This is a genomic window from Pedobacter agri PB92, from assembly GCF_000258495.1.
Lineage (GTDB): Bacteria > Bacteroidota > Bacteroidia > Sphingobacteriales > Sphingobacteriaceae > Pedobacter > Pedobacter agri.
Map to the genome: position 1 here is coordinate 1 of NZ_AJLG01000249.1, position 5,386 is coordinate 5,386.

Here is a 5,386-nt window from a genome sequence, read left to right on the forward strand (position 1 = left end):
ACCGCACTACCAAGCCGAGATCAAAAATTATGCTGATCACTTACTTTCACTTATTCCCGAAAGACGTGCAGAATTGGAGGAAGGTAAAGCAAGTGCGGCAGCTGAAGAATTACGCAAGGAACAGGAAGCAGCGGCCCAACTTCAGCAACAGCAATCAGAGCAACGTCAGGCCGAGCAAATAAAAACACAGGTTGGTGCGGCTGTTATTGATGTACAAATTGAGCAGGCTCACAGGGGATTGAGTATTCCAAAAGCATCAGCAATCGAATCGTATGGTATTGAAGTTTTAGAGCAGGCAGGTTGGTCAGAGATATTCAAGTTTTATACTACTCATTGTGATAAGGATATCACTGAAAAAACCACAATGAACACAATGAAGCTGTTTGCTGAGGCAGAAGCAAAACGCAGTGGAACAATCATAGAAAGCGCATACCTACACTATGAGCCTAAATATAAAGCAGTAACACGAAACACTAAAAAAGCGGCGTAATTATGAAAAAAGTAACCTTATTAAATCAATCGTTCAATGTGCACGATAGGTTGGAGCAATTCAATGTTAACATTGCTCAGTCAAGTAGCGTAAGTTTCTTTGGAAGCAACCCAAACACCGGTAGCATGTTTGTTCAATTCAAAAATGGTGGTACTTACATCTATTCCGGTGTTACTCCAGAAGTAAGAAAAGAAATGCATACAGCACCATCGATAGGTAGTTTCATTTCAAAGAACCTGGTTAAAAATTTCCATCAGAAAAACTGGAAGGAAAGGGAATTTTTAGCTAAATAGTTATGCAAAATTGCATAAAATGAATATCTTATTATTATCTTTATAACCCCGCCGAGAGGCACGCCAATAGTGGCAAAACTACAATTCAAATCAAATTCAAATGTCAGAAAAGAAATTATCTGGTAGTATCGCTTTGACCAAGTTAAAGCATGTTATCATGGAGAAAAAAGGTCAATCAGGAATGATCAAAGGTTTATTTATTCCAATTGATGCCAACTTATTAGTGGAGAAAGATGGAGCCGTTTACATGTCGGTAAATGTGAACTTCAAGCCTGAGCAAGATAAGTACGGCCAAAACGGATTCATCAGCAAAACGACAGATACAAAAATCTGGAAAGAGCTTGATGATGCTGGTAAAGAAGCCGCAAAGGAACTTTCTCCAATCCTGGGGAACATCAAAGATTGGGAAGGATCATCTAACGACACTGCCGGATCAGCAGCTCCTGGTGTGGTCAAAGAGGATGATGATCTGCCATTTTAAATCAATTGCCATTGATTTCGCCCTGCTTGGAAACAAGCGGGGTTTGTCACTGCCAGCCAATGGCTAATTAACAAATTTATTAAACCAATTCCCTCCGGCTAAAGCGGTTTATTAGTCTACGCGACCGGAGGGATTAAACTAAACGAAATGAAACCACACCTATACAACCCGAATATTAAATACTTACCGCAAATAGTTGCCAATCCGGATGAAGTGCAATTTCTTGTGATTGATTTGTTTTGTGGTGCTGGTGGAACTTCAACTGGTTTTCTTCAAGCCAATGGTAAAGCTTTGGTGATTGCGTGTATCAACCATGATGCGAAAGCGATTGAAAGCCACTGGCTTAATCATCCAGAAGTACTGCACTTTGAAGAAGATATTCGGACGGTAGAATTAAGTCCGCTTGTTTCATTACTCAATCAATATAAAGCCATTTACCCAAATGCTAAGGTTATTTTGTGGGCATCACTTGAATGCACAAACTTTTCAAAAGCGAAAGGTGGTCAAGCTCGTGATGCAGATAGCAGAACGCTGGCAGAACATTTGGATAGATATGTTATTGCTTTAGATCCTGATTACATCCAAATTGAAAATGTTGTGGAGTTTATGAGTTGGGGGCCATTGGATGAAAAAGGAAAGCCAGTATCACGTAAATCTGGAAGCGACTATCTGAAATGGTGCAAACACATTGATTCGTTTGGATATCGGAATGAATGGAAGGAAATGAACTCCGCTGATTTTGGCGCTTACACTTCTCGCAACCGCTTGTTTGGTTGCTTTGCTAAAGACGGTTTACCAATTGCATGGCCTGAATCCACACATGCTAAAAAGCCAGTTGATAATGGAATGTTCGGTAATGTCAAAAAATGGAAGGCTGTTAAGGATGTTTTGGATCTTGAAGATGAAGGAATAAGTATTTTCAATCGCAAAAAGCCTTTGGTTGATGCCTCGCTCGAAAGAATTGAGGCAGGTTTAATTAAGTTTGTTGCTGGCGGTAAGGAAGCGTTTTTGCTTCAGTATAATAGTGGATCGGTTGAAAACAGAGCATTGGATATTGATAATCCTTGCAATACAATTCCAACTGAAAACAGATTTGCTTTGGCTAGTACTCATTTCATAGCAAAATATTACTCAGGCAAACCGGCAGGAAAGGTTATAAGTGTAAATGGACCAGCAGGAACGATTAGGACATCAGATGGACAATCTGTGATTAATTGTAAACCATTTATTTCTCAAAGAAATTCTGGCAATCCAGGAAGTAAAATTGTGTCTGTAGATAATCCGGCAAGAACTTTAACGGCAACGGGAGGAAATCAAGAATTGGTATTGCCATTTATCATGAATACCAATTTTAAAAATGGGCCTGGTTCGGTCAATGAGCCAGCCAAAACACTACTTGCAAGCAGACATCACCCATATGTTGTTAATCCATGTTTTCTTACTCAATATTATAGTAGTGGCGGACAGTTAGCCAGTATTAATGAACCTGGTAGAACATTAGGTACTCGAGATACAATTGCTAAGGTTCAGACTTTATTTATCCAAAGAGAGTATAAAACAGCTACTAATACATCAATATATGAACCTCTTGGAGCTATACCAACAGTTCCAAAAGCAAACTTGGTAAAATCGTTCATATTAAACCCTTCACATGGCGGTCATACTACCGGTACCGATGTTCCGTGTGTAGTTATTGTAGCCAGACAGGATAAAGCACCTCTATACTTAGTTCAATTTAAGCAGCATTCAGGAGTAGCAGTACCAATTTATGAAGGAGATAGCAAAGTAATGATCCGAATTAAAGAATTTATGGCGCTTTATGGATTATCTGATATCAAAATGCGAATGCTAAAAGTTAGCGAACTACTACCAATTCAAGGTTTTCCAAAGAATTATGTATTAGCAGGCAACCAAACCGATCAAAAGAAATTTATTGGTAATTCAGTTGTTCCGCAGGTAGTAACTGCTTGGTGTCTGGCAATGGCTGATAGGATAAACGAAATTAAAAAAGTAGCATAATATGGAACAAGTAAACAACTCAAACTTATACCGGGATCATCATCAAAATTATAAGCAATATCATTTGCCGAAAGCACAACTAATAATTGCGGATATCCCATACAATTTAGGTAATAAAGCCTATGCATCCAATCCTGCATGGTACAATGATGGTGATAATGCCAACGGAGAAAGCGCGTTAGCTGGTACAGATTTCTTTATGACTGATAAAAATTTTAAGCCTGCAGAATTTATGCACTTCTGCTCTAAAATGCTTAAACCAGAGCCGAAGGAGAAAGGGAAAGCACCAGCTATGATTGTTTTTTGCGCATTTAATCAAATGTATGATGTTGCAGAGTTGGGTAAAAAGCATGGGCTTAACAATTACATACCATTAATTTTTAGAAAGAAATTTTCGGCGCAAGTACTTAAAGCGAATATGAAGATCGTGGGTAATTGCGAATATGGGGTTTTACTATACCGTGAAAAACTCCCGAAATTCAATAATAAAGGTAAAATGGTGATGAACTGTATTGAATGGGTAGAAGATGAAGATTTAAACAATTACCCGAAATTACACCCTACTCAAAAGCCAGTTGGCTTATTGAAAAGGTTAATCAGCCTATTTACCGATGAGGGCGAAGTGGTAATTGATCCATGTGCCGGAAGTGGGAGCACACTGGTTGCAGCAATTGAACTTAATCGAAAAGCATACGGATTTGAAATAGATAAAAACTTTTACCCATTAGCCAAAGGTTGGATTGAAAAAATCATTCAGCGCAAGATTGATATCGATAAATACGGATTTGCTAAAACGGAAATGGATAATGTAGGGAATAACTTATTTACGGAATACGTGATATGATTGAACTAAACAAAATATATAATACTAATTGTGTTGGGCCCGAAGGTATGTGTATGATACAAGATAAAAGCATTGATTTGATTATATGCGATCTTCCATACGGCACCACTCAGTGCAAGTGGGATGTCATTATACCTTTCGATGTGATGTGGAATCAATATGAACGTGTAATAAAGGATAATGGAGCAATACTATTATTCGGAGCGGAACCATTCAGCTCAATGCTCCGTTTGAGTAACCTGAAACTATTTAAATATGATTGGATATGGGATAAGATAAAAGGGACGGGATTTCTGAACGCTAAAAAGCAACCTATGAGAAACCACGAAATTATAAGTGTTTTTTATAAAAATCAGCCAATATACCGACCTCAAAAAACAAAAGGACACAATTTAAAGCAAACGTTCCGATCAAAAAACATCAAACGGAGGTATATGGTGAAATGAACGAAGATTACCATTACTCGAGTACAGAGCGATTTCCAAGATCAATTCAAGAGTTTAGTACAGACACTCAAAATAGTAGTTTGCATCCAACTCAGAAACCTGTTGATTTAATTAGATATCTGATAAAAACCTATTCGAACGAGGGAGATATAATTCTCGACAACTGCATGGGCTCCGGTACAACTGCAATAGCCTGTATAATGGAAAATCGAAACTTTATTGGATTCGAAAACGATCATGAACATGGGTATTACAGACAAAGTATTGAAAGAATTCAATCTTTTAAACAACAACAAACATTATTTGTATGAAAAAGAAAATAGTATACATAGCTCATCCGATTGGCGGAGATGTTATGAACAACTGCAATAGCGTATTAACCATCGTCAAGTATTTAAACTTAACTAATACCGATATCCTGCCGTTTGCACCCTACGTTGTTGACGTCTTAGCACTAGATGATAATGATCCGGAACAACGTGCAAGAGGCTTTGAAAATAATAAGCGACTGTTTGATTTTGTAGATGAAGTTTGGTTGTATGGCGGACGTATTTCATATGGTATGCAAACGGAAATCGAATGGGCAAAAGAAATGAATATCCCCGTAATTCAAAAGTGGTAAGCTTTAACGCATATTACTCACTGCCATACTTATGATCATTGCGATCGTACCTACTAAAATTAAGATTACAAATGCCTGTGAGGCAAAGTCTTTTAAAGAATTCATGCGCTTGAAACACGGCTCATGAGAATAAAGTTTTAAGAAAATGAAAAAACTACCAATGGGAGAGGCGGCATTCCGAGTGTGTACGT

8 protein-coding genes are annotated in these 5,386 nt (G+C 38.0%); 7 read left to right on the top strand and 1 reads right to left on the bottom strand.

Annotated elements, in window-relative coordinates; genetic code table 11:
* From ON09_RS22190 to ON09_RS24555, 7 genes are all read left to right on the top strand, one after another.
* A partial coding sequence (locus tag ON09_RS22190; protein WP_010603265.1) for a hypothetical protein occupies positions 1-490 on the top strand: 490 nt, incomplete at its 5' end.
* A 2-nt stretch (positions 491-492) separates the two neighbouring features.
* The gene (locus ON09_RS22195; RefSeq protein ID WP_010603266.1) at positions 493-783 is read left to right on the top strand and encodes a KTSC domain-containing protein; all 291 of its coding nucleotides are present in this window, start codon (positions 493-495) and stop codon (positions 781-783) included.
* A gap of 100 nt (positions 784-883) precedes the next feature.
* Positions 884-1,264, top strand: a complete 381-nt coding sequence (locus tag ON09_RS22200) for a hypothetical protein (protein ID WP_010603267.1) — start codon at positions 884-886, stop codon at positions 1,262-1,264.
* Between the two features lie 147 nt (positions 1,265-1,411).
* Positions 1,412-3,283: a DNA cytosine methyltransferase gene (locus ON09_RS22205; protein ID WP_010603268.1), complete on the top strand. Its 1,872-nt coding sequence runs from the start codon at positions 1,412-1,414 to the stop codon at positions 3,281-3,283.
* Position 3,284: 1 nt separating this feature from the next.
* Positions 3,285-4,127: a DNA-methyltransferase gene (locus ON09_RS22210; RefSeq protein WP_010603269.1), complete on the top strand. Its 843-nt coding sequence runs from the start codon at positions 3,285-3,287 to the stop codon at positions 4,125-4,127.
* Positions 4,128-4,536: 409 nt separating this feature from the next.
* Positions 4,537-4,884: a DNA methyltransferase gene (locus ON09_RS26935; RefSeq protein ID WP_394358232.1), complete on the top strand. Its 348-nt coding sequence runs from the start codon at positions 4,537-4,539 to the stop codon at positions 4,882-4,884.
* Positions 4,881-5,195, top strand: coding sequence for a DUF7768 domain-containing protein (locus ON09_RS24555; protein WP_010603270.1), 315 nt, complete (start codon positions 4,881-4,883; stop codon positions 5,193-5,195). The genes ON09_RS26935 and ON09_RS24555 overlap by 4 nt, the downstream gene beginning before the upstream one ends.
* A 3-nt stretch (positions 5,196-5,198) precedes the next feature.
* On the opposite strand, the gene ON09_RS26355 is transcribed toward ON09_RS24555, so the two are convergent.
* The coding region (locus tag ON09_RS26355) for a hypothetical protein (RefSeq protein ID WP_238533783.1) at positions 5,199-5,386 on the bottom strand (188 nt) is incomplete at its 5' end.

Excerpts from the sequence above, each read along its gene's own strand:
- ON09_RS22195 (WP_010603266.1), top strand. The coding sequence starts at position 493 with ATGAAAAAAGTAACCTTATTAAATCAATCGTTCAATGTGCACGATAGG.
- ON09_RS22200 (WP_010603267.1), top strand. The coding sequence starts at position 884 with ATGTCAGAAAAGAAATTATCTGGTAGTATCGCTTTGACCAAGTTAAAG.
- ON09_RS22205 (WP_010603268.1), top strand. The coding sequence starts at position 1,412 with ATGAAACCACACCTATACAACCCGAATATTAAATACTTACCGCAAATA.
- ON09_RS22210 (WP_010603269.1), top strand. The coding sequence starts at position 3,285 with ATGGAACAAGTAAACAACTCAAACTTATACCGGGATCATCATCAAAAT.
- ON09_RS24555 (WP_010603270.1), top strand. The coding sequence starts at position 4,881 with ATGAAAAAGAAAATAGTATACATAGCTCATCCGATTGGCGGAGATGTT.